The sequence below is a fragment of the Pseudoxanthomonas sp. SGNA-20 genome, from assembly GCF_003931635.1.
GTDB lineage: Bacteria > Pseudomonadota > Gammaproteobacteria > Xanthomonadales > Xanthomonadaceae > Pseudoxanthomonas.
This window is the reverse complement of record NZ_RRYK01000009.1, coordinates 25,827-44,645: the sequence shown is the minus strand read 5'-3', so window position 1 is coordinate 44,645 and position 18,819 is coordinate 25,827. Positions and strand designations below refer to the sequence as shown.

Sequence of the window (18,819 nt, the reverse complement as noted above, 5' to 3'; positions counted from 1 at the left end):
TTCGTGATTCGGCCGCCAGGCGCATGCGGCCGGCGCTGGGGCCGGCCGCATGCGATGCCAGGTCGATGCGAGCCTGTTACTCGGCCAGGTCGATGACGTCGAAGGCGGCCACGGGGTCGACCTCGGCGTCGTAGTCCACGTCCTCGCGCTCGAAGCCGAACAGCTTCAGGAAGTCGCGCTTGTAGCTGGCGTAGTCGGTGATCTGGAACAGGTTCTCGGTGGTGACCTGCGGCCACAGGTCGCGGCAGGCCTGCTGCACGTCGTCGCGCAGCTCGCGGTCGTCCAGGCGCAGGCGGTTGGACTCGTCGGCCGGCGGCGGGTTGTCGCTGTACAGGTGCTCGCGGAAGGTGCGCTCCAGCTGCTCGATCGGGCCCTCGTGCAGGCCCTTGTCCTTCATGATCCGGTAGACGATGGCGATGTACAGCGGCATCACCGGGATCGCGGCGCTGGCCTGGGTGACCACCGACTTGAGCACGGCCACGTTGGCCGAACCGCCCGTCGGCTTCAGCCTGGCGTCGATGGCGTGGGCGGCGCGGTCCAGGTCCTCCTTGGCCTTGCCCAGGGCGCCATGCCAGTAGATCGGCCAGGTGATCTCGGTGCCGATGTAGCTGAAGGCCACGGTCTTGGCGTTAGGCGCCAGCACGCCGGCCTTGGACAGGGCGTCGATCCACAGCTCCCAGTCCTCGCCACCCATCACCTTCACGGTGTCGGCGACTTCCTGCTCGGTGGCCGGCTCGACCGTGGCCTCGATCACCTGGTCGCGGTTGGTGTCCACCGCGGTGGCCTTGTACGGCTGGCCGATCGGCTTGAGCGCCGAGCGCTTGAGCTCGCCGGTATCCGGCAGGCGGCGCACGGGCGAGGCCAGCGAGTACACGACCAGGTCGACCGGGCCGCCCATCTCGCCGATCAGCTCGATGGCCTTGGCGCGGACCTCGTCGGAGAAGGCGTCGCCGTTGATCGAGCGGCTCCACAGGCCGGCGGCCTTGGCCTGGCGGTCGAACTCGGCGGAGTTGTACCAGCCCGGGTTGCCCGGCTTCTTCTCGGTGCCGGGCTTCTCGAAGAACACGCCTAGGGTGGCGGCGCCGTAGCCGAAGGCGGCGGTGATACGCGCGGCCAGGCCGTAGCCGGTGGAGGCGCCGATCACCAGCACCCGCTTCGGCCCGCCCTCGCGCTTGCCCTGGGACTGCACGTAGCGGATCTGGTCCTGCACGTTCTTCGCGCACCCTTCGGGGTGGGCGGTGGTGCAGATGAAGCCTCGGACTTTGGGATGGATGACCACGCGGACTCTCTCTGAAGCGGAAAGGGACGCGGGCGCGCGGGCGCCGCGGAAGCGCCACAGTCTAAGTGGTCCGGCCGGAAAACGACCCTCCCGGGGCGTATGGAGCGCGCCATCGCGGCGCGGCGCGGCTCAGGCAGCCGGGCAGCAGGCCTCGGCGCGCAGGCGCCGGGCGCGGGTGCGCGCGGCCCACAGGTACAGGCCGATGCCGGCCACCGCGGGGATGGCGCCGACCGGGCCGGTGGAGGTCCAGCCGAAGCCGGCGCTGATCGCCATGCCGCCCAGCAGCGGGCCCAGGGCATTGGCGGCGTTGAACGCGGCATGGTGCGAGGCGGCGGCCAGGGTCTGCGCCTCGCCGGCCACGTCCATCAGGTGCGACTGCAGGATCGGGCCCAGCGCGCCCATCGCGCCAATGCACACGGAGGCCAGCAGCAGGCTCCACGGCGCCTGTGCCGCCAGCGGGAACAGCAGCAGCATCACCAGCGCCCAGCCCAGCACCACCGGCACCGCGCGGAAGCGCAGGCGGTCGAACAGCCAGCCGCCGACCATGTTGCCGATCAGGCCGCCCAGGCCGAAGCCGGCCACGCCCACCGGGATCCACGCCGGGGTCACGCCGGTCACCTGCACCATGGTCGGCGCCAGGTAGCTGAAGACGCTGAACATGCCGGCGAAGCCGATCGCGCCAATCAGCAGGCCCTGCCACACCGGCAGGCGGTTGAACGCGCGCAGTTCGTCCAGCACCCGGGTGCGCGGGGCCTTGCCGTTGGCCGGCAGGTAGAGCGCCAGCAGGGTCAGGGTGGCCAGCGACACCAGGGCGACGAAGGCGTAGGTCCAGCGCCAGCTGGCCAGCTGGCCCATCCAGGTCGCCAGCGGGGTGCCCAGCAGGATCGCCAGGGTCAGGCCCAGCATGCTCAGGCTGACCGCGCGCCCGCGCGCCTCCGGCGGGGTGATCGCCACCGCGGTCAGCGCCGCCACGCCGAAGTAGGCGCCGTGCGGCAGGCCGGCGATGAAGCGGAACAGCATCAGGCTCAGGTAGTCCGGGCCCAGCGCGGTGGCCAGGTTGCCGGCGGCGTAGAACGCCATCAGCGCCAGCAGCAGGGCCTTGCGCGACAGCCGCCCGCCAAGGATCGCCAGCAGTGGCGCGCCGACCACCACGCCCAGGGCGTAGGCGCTGATCAGGTGCCCGACCTGCGGCTCGCTGACGCCCAGCTCGGCCACGATGTTGGGCATCAGGCCCATGCCGGCGAACTCGCTGGTGCCGATGGCGAAACCGCCCAGGCTCAGGCCGGTCAGGATCAGGGCGCGCTGGCGCGGGCCCACGGCAAGCGCCGGGGCGCCCATGGGGGCGTCGGGGATCGGGGAGACGGACATGGGCGCATTATGCTGCATTGCACAACGACATGCAGCCCTCCTTTCCCACGACCGCGTAACCCCGGCAGGCGGATATTCAGGCCAGTGACCGGTGCCGGCTGCCACCCCTGCCCCGCGCCGCAGGCAGGCGGCCCTCCTTGACCGCGATCAATGCCCCCGGCCGCAGCGGGTCCGAGGATGGGTCCATGGCGGCAGCACCGCCGCCGAGGAGGGACGGAGATGGACATTTCCTTCATGGGACTGGGGCACGCGCTGCTGCTGTTCGCCCTGCCGGCCGCGCTGGTCGGCGTGGGCAAGCTGGTCTCGCCGGGGCATCGCGGCTTCGAACGCGGCTGGTGCGGGGTGCTGTTCATCGCCCTGTGCGCGGCGGTGGCGGCGCAGGCGGTGCTGTCGCGGGTCGCGCTCTAGCCTGGGTCAGGCATACAGCCGCTGGCAGCGACTGCACCAGAACGCCCGCCGGCGCGCCTGGCCCAGTTCCTTGCGGTAGCTCAGTTCCGTGCCGTCGCGCGGGCAGGTCTTCTTCGCGTGCACCTGCCAGTGCCTGCGCAGGACGAAGGCCTTCTTCCATTCCAGGAAATCGAAGCTGTACTGCCGCGCCTCGGCCACCAGCTGGCCCAGCTTGCGCGGCGGCAGGGCACCGACCCGGCTCTCCGGATGCACGCGGATCCGGTGCAGCACCTCGTTCTTGATGATGTTGCCGACCCCGGCGAACACGTCCTGGTCCAGCAACGCGTCGGCCGCCAGCGCGTCCGGCCGCGCGCGCAGCTTGCGCCGCGCCGCCGCCGGATCCCAGGCGTCGTTCATCACGTCAGCGCTCCAGTCGTAGACCTCGTCCAGCGGCTGCTCGATGAAGCGCACCGAACAGGCATAGAAGTTCAGTTCCCTGCCGCCGGTGAACTCCAGGCCCAGCCGCGCCGGCGTGGCCTTGCGCTCGTCGATGCGGTAGCTGCCGAACAGCATGAAGTGGATGCGCACGGCAAAGCCGTCGAACTCCATCAGGAAATGCTTGCCCCAGCTGCGCAGCGCCACCAGGCGCTTTCCGGCGATGCGCTGGATCGGCTCGCGGCTGTTGCCGTGCACCGCGCGCACCTTGCGCCCGGCCAGGCCCGCGGCGGCTTCCCTGAGGATGACGATGGAAGGGCCTTCGGGCATGGCCGGCAGTATCGCGGGCGGTGGTGAGGCGGGCGTCAAGCACGCCTTGCGTACAGGTTCGCCGCGCCGGCGCATGCGAAAATCGCGGCGATGAACTACCTCGCCCACACCTACCTGGCCGCCCCGGATCCGGAGGCGATGCTGGGCGCGCTGCTGGGCGACTTCGTGTTCGGCCTGGCCGCACTGGCCGACTACAGTCCGGTGGAGCGGCGCGAGATCCTGGTCCACCGCCGCGTCGACCGCTACACCGACGACCATCCCGTGGTCGCCGGGGCGCGGGCGCTGTTTGCGCCCGGCCTGCGCCGCTATGCGGGCATCGCCCTGGACGTGTACTACGACCACCTGCTGGCGCGCGACTGGACGCGGCATTCGGGCGAGCCGCTGGACCGCTACACCGCCCGCTTCTACGAACACCTCCTCGCCCAGCGCGCGCGCCTGCCAGAGCGGTTGCAGGGCCTGGCCCCGCGGATCGCCGCCCACGACTGGCTGGGCTCGTACCGCCGCCGCGAAAGCGTGGACCTGGCGGTGACCCGCATCGCCACGCGCCTTTCGCGCAACGGCGAACGCCTGGTCGCCTGCCTGGACGACCTGCGCCGCCACGAGCAGGAGATCGCGGCCGGGTTCGAGGCGTTCTTCCCGCAGTTGCAGGCCTACGCGGTGCAGGCTCGCGCATCGCTGGCGGAGGCCGCGGACCGCAGCTGAGGGCAGCCTTGCCGCTTCCATCGCGTCGCCGGTGCGAACATCGCCCGGTCACGCGTCCCGGAGGCCGCCATGCCACGCCATCCCGTCCGCCGCTTGCTGTTCGTGCTGCCCCTGCTGCTTGGCGCCTGCGCGGCGCGCCCGCCCCTCGCCGGCCAGCCCGCCACGCCGGCAGCCACTGCCGCGGAGGACGCGCGCAGCGTGCGCACGCCGGACCAGGCCTGGCCGGCGGTATTCGCCGCGGTGCAGGAAGCGCGCCTGTTCGCGGACCAGAAGTACTTCGTGGACGCCGTGCCGCGCAGCGACCCGGCGACGATCGAGGCCGCGTTCGCGCAGCAGCGCGGCCTGCCCGGCTTCGACCTGCGCCGCTTCGTGGACGGGCATTTCGTGCTGCCGGACGAGGGCGCCGCCACCGACATCCCCAAGCGCGACAGCCTGCGCGCGCATATCGATGCGCTGTGGCCGCTGCTGACCCGGCGCAGCCCGGCGCCGCGGCCGCATGACAGCCTGCTGCAATTGCCGCATCCCTACGTGGTCCCGGGTGGCCGCTTCCGCGAGGTCTATTACTGGGATTCGTACTTCACCATGCTCGGCCTGGCGGAGAGCGGACAGCACGCGCTGGTGCGGCAGATGCTCGACAACTTCGCCCACCTGATCGACGCCTGGGGCCATGTCCCCAACGGCAACCGCAGCTACTACCTCAGCCGCTCGCAGCCGCCGTTCTTCTCGCACATGGTGATGCTGCAGGCAAAGCTCGAGCCGGCCGCGCCGGTACGCTACCTGCCGCAGCTGCGGCGCGAGCACGCGTTCTGGATGGATGGCGCCGAGGGCCTGCGGCCGGGGCAGGCCCATCGCCGCGTGGTGCGGCTGGCCGACGGTAGCCTGCTCAACCGCTACTGGGACGACCGCGACAGCCCGCGCCCGGAATCCTACGTGCAGGACCGCCAGACCGCGGCCGCGTCCACCCGCCCGGCCGGCGAGGTCTACCGCGAGCTGCGCGCCGGCGCCGAAAGCGGCTGGGATTTCTCCAGCCGCTGGCTGGACGATCCGATGCAGCTGGACACAATCCACGTCACCACGCGCGTGCCGGTGGACCTCAACAGCCTGCTGCACCACCTGGAAACGACCATCGCCCTGGCCTGCGGACAGGCCGGCGACCAGGCCTGCGCACGCGACTACCAGGCCCGCGCAGGCGAGCGCGCCGCCGCCATCGAACGCCACCTGTGGCAGGCGGACGGCTACTACGGCGACCTGGACCTGCGCGACGGCCAGGTCCGCACCCAGCCCACCGCCGCGGCGCTGTTCCCGCTGCACGCCGGCATCGCTTCGCCGGAGCGGGCACGCAGTACCGCGGCCATGGTGCGCGCGCGGCTGCTGAAGCCGGGCGGCCTGGTGACCACCACCATCGACAGCGGCCAGCAGTGGGACGCGCCCAACGTGTGGGCGCCGCTGCAGTGGATCGCGGTCGACGGCCTGCGCCGCTACGGCGAGGACGCGCTGGCGCGCGACATCGCCGCCGGCTTCCTCGGCAACGTCAGGACCCTGTTCGGGCGCGAGCACAAGCTGGTGGAGAAGTACGACGCCGACGGCGCGCTGCAGGGCGGTGGCGGCGGCGAGTACCCGTTGCAGGACGGCTTCGGCTGGACCAATGGCGTGGCCCTGGCGTTGCTGGCGCTTTACCCGCAGCTGGAACGCGAGCCGGTGTCGAATCCCGCCGCGCCCGCGCGTCGCAGCGAGGACTCCACCACCCGCTGAGGCCACGATGAGCCTTGCCCTGTACGCGCACCCGTTCTCCTCCTACTGCCAGAAGGTGCTGGTGGCGCTGTACGAGAACCAGGTCCGGTTCGAGTACCGCCACCTGGAGGCGCCGGGGAACATGGACGCGCTGCGCGCGCGCTGGCCGATCGGCCGCTTCCCGCTGCTGGTGGACGGGGAACGCAGCCTTCCGGAGGCCAGTGCCATCATCGAGCACCTGCACCTGCGCCACCCCGGCCCGGTCCCGCTGCTGCCAGGCGATCCCCTGCAGGCACTGGAGGTGCGGTTTCTGGACCGCTTCTTCGACAACTACGTGTCCACGCCGCAACAGAAGGTGGTGCTCGACGCACTGCGCCCGGAAGGTCAGCGCGATCCGCAGGGCGTGGCCGAGGCGCGGCGCCTGCTGGAGACCAGCTACGCCTGGCTGGAGCGGCATCTTGCCGATGGCCGCACCTGGGCCGCGGGCGCGCACTTCAGCCTGGCCGACTGCGGCGCCGCCCCGTTCCTGTTCTATGCCGACTGGACCCAGCCGATCCCGCCCGGATGCGCGCGGGTCCACGCCTACCGCGCGCGGCTGCTGGCCCGGCCGTCCATGCGCCGCGCCGTCGACGAGGCGCGGCCGTACCGGCATTACTTCCCGCTCGGCGCGCCGGACCGCGACTGAAGCTGGATGCCGCGGCTTGCTGCACCGCAGCTGGGTTAGCCCGTGACCCGATGTTAGCGTTCACATCGAAATCCGAGGGGAGCCCAACGCAATGTCGCCACGCCGCAGTCCGCGATCCATCCGCGCCCGTTCCGTCCTTGCCGCTGCCCTGCTGGCGGCGCTGCCGCCGGCCCTGGCCGAGCCGCTGCGCCTGACCGAGCAGGAGTACTTCAGCCGCCCCGGCCTGGACGTGCTGGTGTTCAACAACTACTACGACGGCCTGTTCTCCGACGCCAAGCACGCCGGGGTGGAGCTGATCCACCACGGCGTGCGCACCGCCACCAACGGCGACGTGCGCCTCTCGCCCACGCCCGAGCAGTGGGATCCGGTGGCGCAGCTGGTCGAGCGCAAGGTCGATCCGCGCACCGGCACCGTCACCACCCGCCTGGCCTATCCGAAGGAAAACTTCGAATACAGCATCCAGGTCTCGCCGCAGGGCGAGGGCGTGCGCGTGCAGGTGCTGCTGGACAAGCCGCTGCCGAAGTCGCTGCAGGGCCGCGCCGGGTTCAACCTGGAGTTCCTGCCCTCGGCCTATTTCGGCAAGTCCTGGGTGGCCGCCGGCGAGGGCGAGCGCAGCGGCCAGTTCCCGCGCTACCCGACCGGCCCCACCGGGCGCGACGCCGGGGGCAAGCCGGTGCGCCTGCCGATCACCACCGGCAAGCGCCTGGTGCTGGCGCCGGAGGACCCGCAGCGCCGGGTGACCATCGAAAGCCGCAGCGGCGAACTGGGCCTGTACGACGGCCGCAACCAGGCCCAGAACGGCTGGTTCGTGGTGCGCACCCTGCTGCCGGCCGGCAAGCGCGGCGCGGTGCTGGACTGGAGCGTGGAAGGCCACACCCTGCCGGGCTGGACCCGCGATCCGGTGATCGGCCACTCGCAGGTGGGCTACCACCCGGCGCAGCGCAAGGTCGCGGTGCTGGAAACCGATCCGCGCGCGGCGGCGCCGGGCCCGGCGCGGCTGCTGCGGATCGGCGCGGACGGCAGCCAGAGCGAGGTGCTCGCGGGCACGCCGGCCCCGTGGGGCCGCTACCTGCGCTACCAGTACTACACCTTCGACTTCTCCTCCGTGCGCGAGCCGGGCCTGTACGTGATCGAGGCCGCCGGCCAGCGCACCCACGCCCTCCGCATCGCCGAGGACGTCTACGCCGAGGCCTGGCATCCGACCCTGGACGTGTTCTTCCCGGTGCAGATGGACCACATGTTCGTCAACGAGGCCTACCGGGTCTGGCACGGCCGTCCGCACATGGACGACGCCCGCCAGGTGGCGCCCAACCACGAGCACTTCGACCTGTTCGGCCAGGGTCCGGAGCTGGATTCGCCGTTCCAGCCCGGCGAGCACATCCCCGGCCTGAACTACGGCGGCTGGTTCGACGCCGGCGACTTCGACATCCGCACCCAGACCCACTACGCCACCGTGCTGTCGATGGTCGATACCTGGGAGCGCTTCCGCCCCGAGCGCGACGAAACCAGCATCGACCAGCAGCGCAAGCACGTGGAGATCCACGTGCCGGACGGCAAGCCCGACCTGCTGCAGCAGATCGAGCACGGGACCCTGGCCCTCATCGCCCAGCACCGGGTGTTCGGCCATGCCATCCCCGGCATCGTCGAACCGGACCTGGGCCAGTACACCCACCTGGGCGACGCCTCGACCAAGACCGACGGCAAGGTCCACGACCCCAACGACCCGGATTCGCCGGCCGACGACCGCTGGGCCTTCACCACCGCCACCACCGCGCTCAACTACGGCTCGGCCGCCGCCCTGGCCGCGGCCAGCCGCGCCCTGCGCGGCTACAACGACGCCCTGGCCGAGGAGTGCCTGGAGACCGCGCGCAAGGCGTGGGACTTCGAGCAGTCGCGCGAGCCGAACCTGTTCCGGGTGGGCAACACCACCGGCGGGCATCCGGACGACGAGCAGCTGCGCGCGGCCGCGCAGCTGCTGCTGAGCACCGGCGATGCGAAGTACGCCGAGGCGATCCGCGCGCTGTGGCCTTCGGTCGGCGGCGAGCGCTTCGGCTTCAACATCCCGGCGCTGCTGGCCGCGCTGCCGAAGATGGACGACGCCTTCCGCGCCCAGGTGCGGGCGCGCGCCGAGCGCCTGCGCGAGGAGTTCGCGCCGATGCTGGGCGAGAACCCGTACGGGGTGCCGATCACCCGCGGTGGCTGGGCCGGCAACGGCGCAGTGGTCGGCGTGGCGATCGCCAACTACCACCTGCACAAGGCCTTCCCGGACCTGTTCGACGCCGCGCCCACGCTGCGCGGCCTGGACTACCTCTACGGCACCCATCCGGACTCGAACATCTCGTTCGTGTCCGCGGTCGGCGCGCGCTCCAAGGAGGTGGCCTACGGCAACAACCGCGCCGACTTCAGCTTCATCGCCGGCGGCGTGGTCCCGGGCGTGCTCGTGCTCAAGCCGGACTTCCCGGAGAACAAGGAGGACTGGCCGTTCTTCTGGGGCCAGAACGAGTACGTGATCGACCTGGCGGCCAACTACATGTTCCTGGTGCACGCGGCCCAGGACGTGCTGCAGGCCCGCAAGCCCTGAGCCCGGACGGGCGGCGCCGGCCAGGCGCCGCCCGCCCGCACCCGGCCGCGGTGCACGACGCGGCTCAGCGCGGCGGCGGCACCGGATCGCGCTGGAACACCACCCGGTCCGGGCAATGCAGGGCGAAGCCCTGGGCCAGGTCCACGCCGCGCTCGCGCAGCAGCGGCAGCATGCGCGGGTCGTCCACCCACTCGGCGACCACCCGCAGCCCCCGCTGGTGGCCGATCTGGGCGATGGCGCTGACGATGATGCGGCTGACCGGGTCGCTGTCCAGGTCGCGGATGAAGCTGCCGTCGATCTTGATGATGTCCACCGGCAGGTTCTTGAGGTAGCCGAAGGAGGACATGCCGGCGCCGAAGTCGTCCAGCGCGATGCGGCAGCCGGCCGCGCGCAGGCGCTCGATCACCGGCACCACCCGGCGCAGGTTGCGCACCGCCACCGTCTCGGTGATCTCCAGGCACACCCGCCGCGGCTGCACCGCGTACTCGGTGATGCAGCCGAGGATGTAGTCGGCCAGGCCCGGGTCCTCGAGGCTGGCGCCGGAGAGGTTGATGGCGAAGGCGCGCAGCCCGGCGCCGCGCGGGTGCAGGCGGTCGGCATTGGCCAGCGCGTTGCGGATCACCCAGCGGTCGATCGCCGGCATCAGGCCATAGCGCTCGGCCGCCGGCAGGAACGCCCCGGGCATGACCACGTTGCCGTCCTCGTCGCGCAGGCGCAGCAGCAGCTCCACCCGCGGCGCGTGGTCGCCCGGCTCCGGGTCCAGCGGCACCACTTCCTGGTAGTCCAGCAGCAGGCGGTCCTCCTCCAGCGCGCGGCGCAGGCGCGTGGCCCATTCCATCTCGCCCTGGCGGCGGGTGGTGTCCACGTCCTCGCGGTACAGCTGCACCCGGTTGCGGCCGTTTTCCTTGGCCTGGTAACAGGCGCTGTCGGCCCAGGCGAGGATGTCCTTGAGGGTGGCGCCGGGGCGGTCGGCCACGACCACGCCGATGCTGGCGCTGACCGTGTAGCTGCGGCCCTCCCAGGGGAACACCACGTCCTCGATGCAGTGGCGCATGCGCTCGGCCAGCGCGCGCGCCTGCATCGGCCCGGTGGCCGGGGCCAGCAGCCCGAACTCGTCGCCGCCCAGCCGCGCCAGCAGGTCCTGCGGCCGCAGCTGGCTGCGCATGGCCTGCACCAGTTCCACCAGCAGCTGGTCGCCGGCCATGTGCCCGGACAGGTCGTTGACCAGCTTGAACTGGTCCAAGTCGATGTACAGCACGGCGAAGCTGGCCGACGGGTCGGCCTCCAGCCCGGCCAGCGCCTTCTGCAGGCGGCGCTCGAACTCGCGCCGGTTGTACAGCCCGGTCAGCTCGTCGTGCGCGGCCTGGTAGCCCAGCCGCTCGGTGAGCTTGCGTTGCTCGCTGACGTCGTTGGCCACCATCAGCACGTGCGGCACGCCATCCACCTCCACCGGCGCCAGCGAGGCGTGCGCCCAGAACGGCTCGCCCTGGGCGGGCACCATCAGCGCCTCGCGCCCGCTCCAGTCGCCGCCGGCCGCGGCCACCCGCAGCGCCTCGCGGCCCAGCGCCGGGTCGGCGAACAGCGAGGGCAGCAGCTGCCCGATCACCGCGCCCAGCTGGCGGCGCGCGGCCTGGTTGGCGTAGCTGATGTGGCCGTCGCGCGCGTCCACCAGCAGCACCAGCGCCGGCAGCAGCTCGTTCAGGGCGCGGAAGCGGGCCTCGCTCTCGCCGAAGCGCTCGCCCATGCGCCGGCCCATCTCCACCGCGCGGCGGCGGGTGTTGGCCAGGGTCCACAGCAGCAGCGCCAGCAGCAGGCTGATCACGGTGCCGGTCAGCGCCACCATGGCCACGCTGGAGTAGCTGGTCTTGCCCGCGCGCGGCCACAGCAGCAGCTGCCAGCGGCGGCCGCCGAACTCGACCAGCCGCACCTGGGCATCGGCCGGCGGTTGCAGGCCCGGCTCGGAGGCGTGGATCAGGCCGTCGTCGTCCGGCATGTCCAGGTCGCGCAGCTCCACGTGCATGTATTCCAGGACCCGCCCCTCCAGCGCGCCCAGCACGGTCGGCGCCAGGCGCAGGCTGATCGCCAGCGCGCCGAGCTCGCGCTCGCGGCGCTCGGCCACCGTCAGCGGCGCGCGGCCGGGGCTGTACACCGGCAGGCGCACGGTCACGCCCAGCGCCGGCTCGCCCTCGCGCCCCCGGTACTGCATCAGCGGGAACGGCGCGGACATGGCCACCGTGTCGGTGTCGCGCGCGCGCTCCAGCGCCTGCAGGTTGGCCTGCTGGCTGGCGCTGTCGAAGCCCAGCAGCATCTCGTTGCCGGCCAGCGGGGTGACCAGCTCGTAGGGATAGGACGGGCCGGGATGGCGGCGCGCGAACGCGGTCACCACGTGCCCGGGCATGCGCTCGTTGGCGCGCAGGTTCTCCTGGTAGCGGTCGAAGATGGCCTGGTCGACGTGGTCGCTGCCCAGGAACACGGTCTGCATGGCGCGCAGCGCCTGCGCCGCCAGCTCGAGGTCCGAAGCCAGCCGTTCCTGCGCCGAACGGCCCATGGCCCGGTGCATGGCGCGGGCCTCGGACTGCACCGCCACCAGCTCGCGGCGGGCGGCCTCGGCCGTGCACAGCAGCCCGGCCAGCAGCACCAGCAGCGCCCAGGTCCGCGGCGCCAGCCGCGAGGCCCGGAGGCTCTCGGCTTCGCTGGATGGAGCCGGCGTGGGATCCTGCATCGTCATCCGTGCATTCCTGCATGGCCAGTGGAGAACAACGGGGCGAAACCGCCCGGATCCCGGACCATGCCTCCTCCCGGCGGCATGGCCGGCCATCGTCTATCGGCCCCCTGCGCCCATTCTTGACCGGAACCGGGGGGCAACGCACGCCGCGCCGGGCTGCGACGCAGGCAGGCAGGGGGTACGATGCCCCGCCCTGCCCGCCGTCCCCTTCGCCCATGCCCCACGCCCCGCTGCTCACCCTCGACGTCGCCCGGGCGCTGGAACGGGCGCGCGCGGCCGGCGCGGCAACCTGCGAGGCCTCGCTGGACCTGGGCCGCAGCCGCGCCGTGGTCGCGCTGGCCGCGGGAGCCTGGAGCTGGAATGGCAGCCAGTACCCGTACCCGGGCAAGCTGCGCGACCGCACCATCTACCACTTCGACGGCCAGGACTGGGAACCGGCCGCGCGCTACGCCGGCTCGCTGATCAAGCTGGTGCCCACGCCCTGGGGCCCGCCGACCTTCGAGATCGACGGCATCAAGATGCTGCCCACCGCGAAGGAATCGCCACTGGAGGACGCGCGGCGCAAGGTGGCCCTGGTGCAGCCGCGCGGGCGCACCGTGCTGGATACCTGCGGCGGCCTCGGCTACTTCGCCGCCTGCTGCCTGGAGGCCGGGGTGGCGCGCATCGTCTCGTTCGAGAAGAACGAGAGCGTGCTGTGGCTGCGCACCCTCAACCCGTGGTCGCCGGACCCGGATGGCGCCGAGGCCGGCGGCCGCCTGGAGCTCAACCACGGCGACGTGTCGCAGGCCATCGCCGGCCTGCCGGACGCCTCGTTCGATGCGCTGCTGCACGACCCGCCGCGCTTCGGCATCGCCGGCGAGCTGTACTCGCAGGAGTTCTACGGCCAGCTGGCGCGGGTACTGCGCCGCGGCGGCCGCCTGTTCCACTACACCGGCAGCCCCAACCGCCTCACCAGCGGCCGCGACGTGCCGCGCGAGGTCGCCCGGCGCCTGGACAAGGCCGGCTTCCGCGCCGAGCCGGCGCTGGACGGGGTCCTGGCGGTGCGCCGCTGACTCAGCCGCCACGCAGGTGCGCGGCCAGCCAGGCCAGGGCCGCCTCCGCATCGCCGACCACCAGCGGCGCCGGCACCGAAAGCATCAGGTTCAGTGGCAGGCCGAACTCCTCGATGTTCCAGCCATGCGCGTCGAGCAGGCCGTCGGCACCGATCGCCTGCGGATGGCGCAGGCGGATGCGCTGGGCCAGGCTGCCGTGCTCGGGGATGTAGCCGTAAACCGGCTTGCCCCTGGCCACCGCGTAGCCGACCTCGAAGCAGGTGCCGCTGTCCGGTTCCGGGCCGCGGAAGAAGTCCAGGTTGGCCAGCACCGCGTCGGCGCGCCCGATCAGGGCGATGTTGTTGCGGTAGATCCAGGCCGCTTGCGCCGCCGGATCGGTGATCTCCGCCGGCACCTCCTGGTCCAGCGGGAACAGCCCCTCGAAACCGTGGCGCGCGCACAGCGCCTTCAGCTGCCGCCCGCGCTCGGCGGCATCGGGGCGGAACACATCGGGGCCGGCAAGGTAGAGCGAACGGATCATCGGAAAAAAAAGCGCGCGCCACCGGGGCGCGCGAAATCCGGAGGTTGGCACGCCGCCCCGGCCGAGGGGTGGAGAAAACCGGGGCGGCGTGCCGCTGCAGGTCACTGCACCGGCGGGCGGTACACCAGCACCGGAATGTCGGAATGGGTCAGCACCTTGGCGGTGACGCTGCCCAGCACCAGCGCCTTGATGCCGCGGCGGCCATGGGAAGCCATCGCCACCAGGTCGCAGCCGCGCTCGCGTGCGGTCTGGATGATGGCCTCGTGCGGGTCGTCGGCGCTCAGCGAAACGGCGTCGTGTTCGACGCCGGCGGCCTTGGCCAGCTCGGTGGCGCGCGCCATGCGCCGGTCGGCTTCCTCGCGCGCGTACTTCTCGTAGGCATCGCGGGTGGCGGCCACCTGCTCGGGCTCGTAGGCCACCACCTGGAACGGCTCGATCACGGTCAGCACCGTGATCCGTGCGCCCAGGCTCTTCGCCAGCCTGAGCGCCTGTTCCAGCGCGCTGTCGGACAGCGGCGAACCATCGGTCGGAACCAGGATATGCGTGTACATGGCACTGCCTCCTTCCCTAGGGTGGAGGCATTCTCGGCCCGCGCCGCGGGCATGGCCTTGATCCGGATCAAGCCGCGCCTTGCCGTTGCGTGTTGCGGATTCAGGAAGCGCGGCCGTCCTGCACGCCGAGCACGGTTCCGCCCTGGGCATCGGTCTGGCAGGTCCAGGCGCTGCGCAGTTCCTGGCGCTGGACCCTCACCTCCACGCCGGCCTGGGTGCGCGCGGTGCCGGTGACGACCAGCTCGGCGGCCGGGGTGCCGGAGACGCGGGCCACTTCCTCCACGCAGGCGCGCTGCGCGGCCGGGTAGCGGTCCAGCGCGGACTGGCCGGCCTCCGTGCCTGCACCGGCTCCAGCGCCCGCTGCGGCGGGGGACGCGGCCCCGGCCGTACCGCCGTCGTCCATCGCATTGCCGCCGGTATCCATGCCGGTCGGCGCACCGGTGCCGGGGGTGTCGGCCATGGCCGGGTCGGCGGCATTGCCTGCCGCGGCGGCGGTGTCCGTGGGGCTGTCCTGCAGGGTGCCGCCCTGGGTAGTCCCGGGTCCGGCATCGCGATCGCAGGCGCACAGGCACAGCGTGGCCACCAGGGCCGCGGCGAGGATCCGCTCGTGCTGCATGGGACTCTCCCGTTTCAGTGCGGACGCGCCACGCCGCGCAGCAGTTCCTGCGAGGCCTGCTGGTCGTGGCTGTAGGCGAAATTGGCCAGCGAGACGATGCCGACCAGGCGCATGTCGCGGTTGAGTACCGGCAGGCGCCGCTTCTCCAGCCCGGCCATGTTGGCCGCGACTTCGTCGACGTCCTCGTCGTCGAAGCAGTACTTCACTCCAGGGGTCATCACCTCGCGCACGCTGCTGTCCGGGTCCAGGCCCTCGCCGATGCCGCGCAGGACGATGTCGCGGTCGGTGACGATGCCGACCAGACGATCGTCCTCGCCCACCGGCAGGCAGCCGACATCACGCCGGGCCATCTCGCGCGCGGCTTCGCGCAGCGTGGTGGCGGGCGATACGACGCACACATCGCGGCTCATGACGTCGCCGATACGCATGGCACTCTCCTGGGCTGGGATGGAACCTGCGATGCTCCGCCGGCGCTGATTAACCTGCCGGCAAGAAACCGGCATGGTTCCCGTTAACCCGTCGTTGCCGGCGTCTGCGCCACCTGCCGCGAAACTGACACCACCGTGACGGGGCGCGGCCGAAGATGCAGCCATGGAAAACAGGTCCGCCATCGACGCCGAGCTGCAACGGCTGGAAAAGCTGATTCCGGAGCTCAAGGCCCAGGGCGACGAGGCCGCTGCGCTGGACCGCTTCGCCGAGGCTTCCGCGCCGCTCACCCGCAATGCCCCGCCCGAGCACGAGGCCTACATCACCCGGCGCCTGCAATGCATGCTGGTGCAGGCCGGCCTGGTCGCCGGAGCGCCGGAAGGCGAACCCTGCGAAGGTGGCGAGGACGCCGCGCCGCCGGAGGCGCCACGCGGATAAGGTTCGGGATCGGGATTCGGGACCGGGGTGCTGGGGCGGGAGGTGGTTGCCGGCTCAGCCGGCGCGCGGAGCCGTGCGCGGAGGACGCCGTGCTTCCAGTGTCGCGTAGAGCACCAGGGCAATGGCCAGGGGCAGTACGTAGTAGAGCCCGCGCCAGGCCAGCAGGGCGGCGATGATTGCCGGTCGTCCCAGTTCCCCGCCCAGGGCCAGCAGGAAGGCCGATTCCCAGGCGCCAAGCCCGGCCGGGGTATGCAGCAGGGCTCCGGCCACCGCGGCGAGCAGCACCACCGCCAGCACCCGCGGATAGGCCACGCCATCGGGTAGCAGCACGAACATCAGCGCACCAATCAGTGCCCAGTTCAGGGTGGACAGCAGCAGCTGCCAGCCCGCGATGCGCAAGGTGGGCAGGGGCAGGCCATGGCCGCGCACCCGCAACGGGCGGCCCGGCCAGCGCGCACAGGCAAACAGGTAGGCCGCAACCAGCAGCAGCATGGCCGCGCCCAGTATCCGCCAGGCCGCTTCGGGCGCCACGCCGCCCGGCAGCGGCAGGCGCGCACTGGCCAGCACCATCCCCGCCAGCAGGCAGTAGCCGATCCAGTTGGTGGTGACCGCGTACAGCGCCACCCGCGCGATCGGGCCGCCCGCCAGGCCGGCACCGCGGTACAGGCGCAGGCGCATGCCACCACCGCCGACCAGCGCCCCGAAATTGAGGCTGAAGGCGTAGCTGACCAGGGCGATGCAGACGGTGCGCCGCGTGCCGACGCGATGCCCGACCTGGCGCCGCGCCAGCAGTTCGTAGCCGCAGTACAGGGCATAGCTGGCCGCCACCAGCGCCAGCGCGGTGGCCAACGTGCCCGCGCCGTAGCCGCGCAGGGCAGCGGCCACCGCGGCCCAGTCGGTCTGGCGCGCCAGCCGCAGCAGCAGCACCGCGACCACGCCCAGGACCGCGAGGGTGAGCAGCCGCAGCAGCAGGCGCCGGCGCGCGCTCATCGCCGCAGCGCCGCCAGCCAGCGGCGGGCCGTTGCGTCCTCCTTCGCGCGCCCGGGCGCGGCCAGGGTCTCCACCCACGGGGTGTGCGCCGGCAGCAACCCGGCCCAGCGCGGGAAATGGCGCAGCACGTGGTACAGCAGCGGCTGCGGCACCCGCCAGCGCGGGCGGCGGGCGAGGTCGGCCAGCGTCACCGCTTCGCAGTGGTGCTCCCACAGCCGCTGCAGGGAGGCCGCCAGGGTGCCGGCGAAGTCGCGGTCGCGCACCACCAGGTTGGCCTCGAGGTTGAGCGACAGGCTCAGCGGATCCAGGTTGCTGGAGCCGACCGTGGCCCAGTCGTCGTCCACCACCGCGACCTTGCCGTGGAACGGACGGGTGCAGTACTCGTGGATGCGCACCCCGTCGCGCAGCAGCTGGCGGTACAGGGTGCGCGCGGCCAGCGGCGCCGCCGGGGTATCCGGCTGGCCCTGCAGGATCAGCCCCACGTCCACGCCGCGGCGCGCGGCGGCGGCCAGGTCGTGCAGGAAGCCGTAGCCGGGGAAGAAATAGGCATTGGCCAGCAGGATGCGCTTGCGCGCGGCGCGGAACGCGGCGCGGTAGGCCTGCTCGATGTCGGTGCGGTGGCGGTCGTTGTCGCGCACGACGAAGGCCGTCCCTGCCTCGCCGGCGGGCGCCGCCGGCGTGGTGGCGGGCGCGGGTGCTTCGCCGGCCTGCGCGGTCACGAAGCGGTGGATCTCCGCGACCACCGGCCCACGCACTTCCACCGCGTAGTCCTGCTTGGAGTCAGGGCCGGTATGCAGCAGGTGGTCGGCCGAATAGTTGATGCCGCCGACGAAGGCGACCGTGCCGTCGACCACCAGCAGCTTGCGGTGCATGCGGCGGAACACGTTGAGGCGGATGCCCAGCGGCTGCGGTCCCGGGTCGTAGCTGCGCAGGACCACGCCGGCTTCGGCCAGCGCGGCGACGAAGGCGGCGGAGAAACCCGGCGAGCCGTAACCGTCCACCAGCACCGACACCCGCACGCCGCGCCGCGCCGCGTCCACCAGGCGCGCATGCAGCGCCTGGCCGACCTCGTCCTCGAACAGGATGAAGGTCTCCAGCAGGATCTCGCTCCGCGCGGCCTCGATCGCGGCGAACGCGCGCGCATAGAAGCCCTCGCCGTTCTCCAGCAGGCGCACCGCATTGCCCGGTTGCCAGCACGAAAGCCCGCCACTCATGCCGCCACCTCGCCGGAAACGCGCGCGTACAGCGGCAGGTGGTCGGACAGCCGCGACCAGGGCGCACCGCACGGCATCGCCACCTCGTGCACCTGCAGGCCACGCACGTAGATGCGGTCCAGCGGCAGCAGCGGCCACAACGCGGGGAAGCTGCGCGCCAGCCGGCCGCGGCGCTGCTCGAAGACCTCCACCAGGCCGCAGTCCAGCACCTGGCGGTGGGCGGCGGCACGCCAGTCGTTGAAGTCGCCGGCCACCACCACCGGGGCATCCACCGGCACTTCGGCGCGCAGCACCTCGCGCAGCAGGCCGACCTGGCGGCGGCGATGGGCCTCGCGCAGGCCCAGGTGCACGCAGACCGCGTGCAGGTGCTGCGGGTGGCCGGGCAGTTCCAGCTCGCAATGCAGCAGCCCGCGGTTCTCGTGGCCGGCCACGGATACGTCGTGGTTGGCGTGGCGCACGATCGGCAGCCGCGACAGCAGCGCGTTGCCATGGTGGCCGTGCGGGTAGACCGCGTTGCGGCCGTAGGCGAACTGCGGCCACAGGGTGTCGGCCAGGTATTCGTAGTGCGGCACGTCCGGCCACTGCCGCCAGCGCCGGGCGCGTTCGCGGTGGTCGCCCTGCACTTCCTGCAGGAACACCAGGTCGGCACCCAGCGCGCGGATCGCCTCGCGCAGCCGCGGCAGCACGAAGCGTCGCTGCAGCATGTCCAGTCCCATGTGGATGTTGGTGGTCAGCACGCCCAACCCGGGCAGCGGCGGGACGGCTGGCGGCGCCATGGACATGGACGCG

Annotated in this window: 18 protein-coding genes; 7 read left to right on the top strand and 11 right to left on the bottom strand. The window is 72.3% G+C overall.

The genetic code is table 11. From position 1 onward, the window contains the following. Nucleotides 1-76: 76 nt before the first annotated feature. Both fabV and EIM48_RS13440 read right to left on the bottom strand, forming a co-directional pair. On the bottom strand, nt 77-1,279 hold the full coding sequence (gene fabV / locus EIM48_RS13445; protein ID WP_019399093.1) for an enoyl-ACP reductase FabV: 1,203 nt from the start codon (nt 1,277-1,279) through the stop codon (nt 77-79). A 129-nt stretch (nt 1,280-1,408) separates the two neighbouring features. Continuing rightward, on the bottom strand, nt 1,409-2,617 hold the full coding sequence (locus EIM48_RS13440; protein WP_125111905.1) for an MFS transporter: 1,209 nt from the start codon (nt 2,615-2,617) through the stop codon (nt 1,409-1,411). Nucleotides 2,618-2,866: 249 nt separating this feature from the next. On the opposite strand from EIM48_RS13440, the gene EIM48_RS13435 reads away from it, so the two are divergent. Next, nucleotides 2,867-3,055 carry a glycosyl transferase gene (locus EIM48_RS13435; protein WP_125111882.1) on the top strand — a complete coding sequence of 63 codons (189 nt, stop codon included), beginning with the start codon at nt 2,867-2,869 and terminating at the stop codon, nt 3,053-3,055. A gap of 6 nt (nt 3,056-3,061) precedes the next feature. Here the strand turns inward: EIM48_RS13435 and EIM48_RS13430 are convergent, their stop codons facing one another. Continuing rightward, nucleotides 3,062-3,799, bottom strand: a complete 738-nt coding sequence (locus tag EIM48_RS13430; protein WP_125111881.1) for a DNA-formamidopyrimidine glycosylase family protein — start codon at nt 3,797-3,799, stop codon at nt 3,062-3,064. Nucleotides 3,800-3,889: 90 nt separating this feature from the next. On the opposite strand from EIM48_RS13430, the gene EIM48_RS13425 reads away from it, so the two are divergent. The 4 genes from EIM48_RS13425 to EIM48_RS13410 all read left to right on the top strand — a co-directional run bounded on the left by EIM48_RS13425 (nt 3,890) and on the right by EIM48_RS13410 (nt 9,498). After that, nucleotides 3,890-4,501: an ACP phosphodiesterase gene (locus EIM48_RS13425; RefSeq protein WP_125111880.1), complete on the top strand. Its 612-nt coding sequence runs from the start codon at nt 3,890-3,892 to the stop codon at nt 4,499-4,501. Between the two features lie 69 nt (nt 4,502-4,570). Beyond that, the gene (gene treA, locus EIM48_RS13420; protein WP_125111879.1) at nt 4,571-6,253 is read left to right on the top strand and encodes an alpha,alpha-trehalase TreA; all 1,683 of its coding nucleotides are present in this window, start codon (nt 4,571-4,573) and stop codon (nt 6,251-6,253) included. A gap of 7 nt (nt 6,254-6,260) precedes the next feature. Next, nucleotides 6,261-6,917, top strand: a complete 657-nt coding sequence (locus EIM48_RS13415) for a glutathione S-transferase family protein (RefSeq protein WP_125111878.1) — start codon at nt 6,261-6,263, stop codon at nt 6,915-6,917. Between the two features lie 91 nt (nt 6,918-7,008). Further along, nucleotides 7,009-9,498: a glycoside hydrolase family 9 protein gene (locus EIM48_RS13410; RefSeq protein ID WP_125111877.1), complete on the top strand. Its 2,490-nt coding sequence runs from the start codon at nt 7,009-7,011 to the stop codon at nt 9,496-9,498. 64 nt (nt 9,499-9,562) lie between these two features. On the opposite strand, the gene EIM48_RS13405 is transcribed toward EIM48_RS13410, so the two are convergent. Beyond that, complete coding sequence (locus EIM48_RS13405) at nt 9,563-12,226, bottom strand: EAL domain-containing protein (RefSeq protein WP_028915130.1); 2,664 nt, start codon at nt 12,224-12,226, stop codon at nt 9,563-9,565. A 212-nt stretch (nt 12,227-12,438) separates the two neighbouring features. Here EIM48_RS13405 and EIM48_RS13400 point away from each other — a divergent pair, with 212 nt between their 5' ends. After that, a complete protein-coding gene (locus tag EIM48_RS13400; protein WP_125111876.1) occupies nt 12,439-13,275 on the top strand; it encodes an MnmC family methyltransferase in 837 nt (278 codons plus the stop codon). 1 nt (nt 13,276) lies between these two features. Here the strand turns inward: EIM48_RS13400 and EIM48_RS13395 are convergent, their stop codons facing one another. The 4 genes from EIM48_RS13395 to EIM48_RS13380 all read right to left on the bottom strand — a co-directional run bounded on the left by EIM48_RS13395 (nt 13,277) and on the right by EIM48_RS13380 (nt 15,390). Then, nucleotides 13,277-13,795, bottom strand: a complete 519-nt coding sequence (locus EIM48_RS13395) for a nucleoside 2-deoxyribosyltransferase (protein ID WP_125111875.1) — start codon at nt 13,793-13,795, stop codon at nt 13,277-13,279. A gap of 101 nt (nt 13,796-13,896) precedes the next feature. Beyond that, nucleotides 13,897-14,346 carry a universal stress protein gene (locus tag EIM48_RS13390; RefSeq protein ID WP_125077291.1) on the bottom strand — a complete coding sequence of 150 codons (450 nt, stop codon included), beginning with the start codon at nt 14,344-14,346 and terminating at the stop codon, nt 13,897-13,899. A gap of 100 nt (nt 14,347-14,446) precedes the next feature. Then, nucleotides 14,447-14,962, bottom strand: a complete 516-nt coding sequence (locus tag EIM48_RS13385; RefSeq protein WP_125077290.1) for a hypothetical protein — start codon at nt 14,960-14,962, stop codon at nt 14,447-14,449. A gap of 14 nt (nt 14,963-14,976) precedes the next feature. Next, nucleotides 14,977-15,390, bottom strand: a complete 414-nt coding sequence (locus EIM48_RS13380) for a CBS domain-containing protein (protein WP_019399080.1) — start codon at nt 15,388-15,390, stop codon at nt 14,977-14,979. A 163-nt stretch (nt 15,391-15,553) separates the two neighbouring features. On the opposite strand from EIM48_RS13380, the gene EIM48_RS13375 reads away from it, so the two are divergent. Then, complete coding sequence (locus tag EIM48_RS13375; RefSeq protein WP_019399079.1) at nt 15,554-15,826, top strand: hypothetical protein; 273 nt, start codon at nt 15,554-15,556, stop codon at nt 15,824-15,826. Between the two features lie 54 nt (nt 15,827-15,880). On the opposite strand, the gene EIM48_RS13370 is transcribed toward EIM48_RS13375, so the two are convergent. Genes EIM48_RS13370 through EIM48_RS13360 form a run of 3 tightly spaced genes read right to left on the bottom strand, consistent with a single transcriptional unit; the run spans nt 15,881 to nt 18,812 of the window. Next, nucleotides 15,881-16,816, bottom strand: coding sequence for a YbhN family protein (locus EIM48_RS13370; RefSeq protein ID WP_019399078.1), 936 nt, complete (start codon nt 16,814-16,816; stop codon nt 15,881-15,883). Continuing rightward, nucleotides 16,813-18,030, bottom strand: a complete 1,218-nt coding sequence (clsB, locus tag EIM48_RS13365; RefSeq protein ID WP_125111874.1) for a cardiolipin synthase ClsB — start codon at nt 18,028-18,030, stop codon at nt 16,813-16,815. Before clsB ends, EIM48_RS13370 begins: the two co-directional genes overlap by 4 nt. Further along, complete coding sequence (locus EIM48_RS13360; protein ID WP_233581696.1) at nt 18,027-18,812, bottom strand: endonuclease/exonuclease/phosphatase family protein; 786 nt, start codon at nt 18,810-18,812, stop codon at nt 18,027-18,029. Before EIM48_RS13360 ends, clsB begins: the two co-directional genes overlap by 4 nt. Nucleotides 18,813-18,819 lie beyond the last annotated feature (7 nt).

Excerpts from the sequence above, each read along its gene's own strand:
- EIM48_RS13405 (WP_028915130.1), bottom strand. The coding sequence starts at position 12,226 with ATGACGATGCAGGATCCCACGCCGGCTCCATCCAGCGAAGCCGAGAGC.
- treA (WP_125111879.1), top strand. The coding sequence starts at position 4,571 with ATGCCACGCCATCCCGTCCGCCGCTTGCTGTTCGTGCTGCCCCTGCTG.
- EIM48_RS13395 (WP_125111875.1), bottom strand. The coding sequence starts at position 13,795 with ATGATCCGTTCGCTCTACCTTGCCGGCCCCGATGTGTTCCGCCCCGAT.
- EIM48_RS13370 (WP_019399078.1), bottom strand. The coding sequence starts at position 16,816 with ATGAGCGCGCGCCGGCGCCTGCTGCTGCGGCTGCTCACCCTCGCGGTC.
- EIM48_RS13435 (WP_125111882.1), top strand. The coding sequence starts at position 2,867 with ATGGACATTTCCTTCATGGGACTGGGGCACGCGCTGCTGCTGTTCGCC.
- EIM48_RS13375 (WP_019399079.1), top strand. The coding sequence starts at position 15,554 with ATGGAAAACAGGTCCGCCATCGACGCCGAGCTGCAACGGCTGGAAAAG.
- EIM48_RS13400 (WP_125111876.1), top strand. The coding sequence starts at position 12,439 with ATGCCCCACGCCCCGCTGCTCACCCTCGACGTCGCCCGGGCGCTGGAA.
- EIM48_RS13440 (WP_125111905.1), bottom strand. The coding sequence starts at position 2,617 with ATGGGCGCCCCGGCGCTTGCCGTGGGCCCGCGCCAGCGCGCCCTGATC.
- EIM48_RS13425 (WP_125111880.1), top strand. The coding sequence starts at position 3,890 with ATGAACTACCTCGCCCACACCTACCTGGCCGCCCCGGATCCGGAGGCG.
- EIM48_RS13385 (WP_125077290.1), bottom strand. The coding sequence starts at position 14,962 with ATGCAGCACGAGCGGATCCTCGCCGCGGCCCTGGTGGCCACGCTGTGC.
- EIM48_RS13390 (WP_125077291.1), bottom strand. The coding sequence starts at position 14,346 with ATGTACACGCATATCCTGGTTCCGACCGATGGTTCGCCGCTGTCCGAC.
- EIM48_RS13410 (WP_125111877.1), top strand. The coding sequence starts at position 7,009 with ATGTCGCCACGCCGCAGTCCGCGATCCATCCGCGCCCGTTCCGTCCTT.
- EIM48_RS13380 (WP_019399080.1), bottom strand. The coding sequence starts at position 15,390 with ATGCGTATCGGCGACGTCATGAGCCGCGATGTGTGCGTCGTATCGCCC.
- EIM48_RS13430 (WP_125111881.1), bottom strand. The coding sequence starts at position 3,799 with ATGCCCGAAGGCCCTTCCATCGTCATCCTCAGGGAAGCCGCCGCGGGC.
- EIM48_RS13415 (WP_125111878.1), top strand. The coding sequence starts at position 6,261 with ATGAGCCTTGCCCTGTACGCGCACCCGTTCTCCTCCTACTGCCAGAAG.
- EIM48_RS13360 (WP_233581696.1), bottom strand. The coding sequence starts at position 18,812 with ATGTCCATGGCGCCGCCAGCCGTCCCGCCGCTGCCCGGGTTGGGCGTG.
- clsB (WP_125111874.1), bottom strand. The coding sequence starts at position 18,030 with ATGAGTGGCGGGCTTTCGTGCTGGCAACCGGGCAATGCGGTGCGCCTG.